The following is a 255-nucleotide window of genomic DNA, read 5'->3' on the forward strand; positions in this document are numbered from 1 at the left end:
GCGCGGTGGCGGCGCTGACCAACACGAAGGGATTGCTCAGGTAAGCGCGGGTGAAGCGCAAATCGGCCTCACGCTCGGTGCTGGGAATGATCGCCGGCACCAGGTCAATTTCGCCGGCCTTGAGTTGCTGGATCTGTTGATCCAGTGAACGACTGCGTTGCACCTTGAAGTTCAAGCCGCTGCGCTGGCTGATCAAGTTCAACAACTGCGCCGTCAACCCGCTGAACCGACCTTGGGCATCGACAAACGTCAGCG

Annotated in this window: 1 protein-coding gene; it reads right to left on the reverse strand. The window is 60.0% G+C overall.

All coding sequences use genetic code 11. The features are described 5' to 3' along the window. On the reverse strand, positions 1-255 hold a 255-nt coding region (locus BK665_RS33340; RefSeq protein WP_148053282.1), incomplete at both ends, for a transporter substrate-binding domain-containing protein.

Source organism: Pseudomonas frederiksbergensis (assembly GCF_003732665.1).
Taxonomy (GTDB): domain Bacteria; phylum Pseudomonadota; class Gammaproteobacteria; order Pseudomonadales; family Pseudomonadaceae; genus Aquipseudomonas; species Aquipseudomonas frederiksbergensis_G.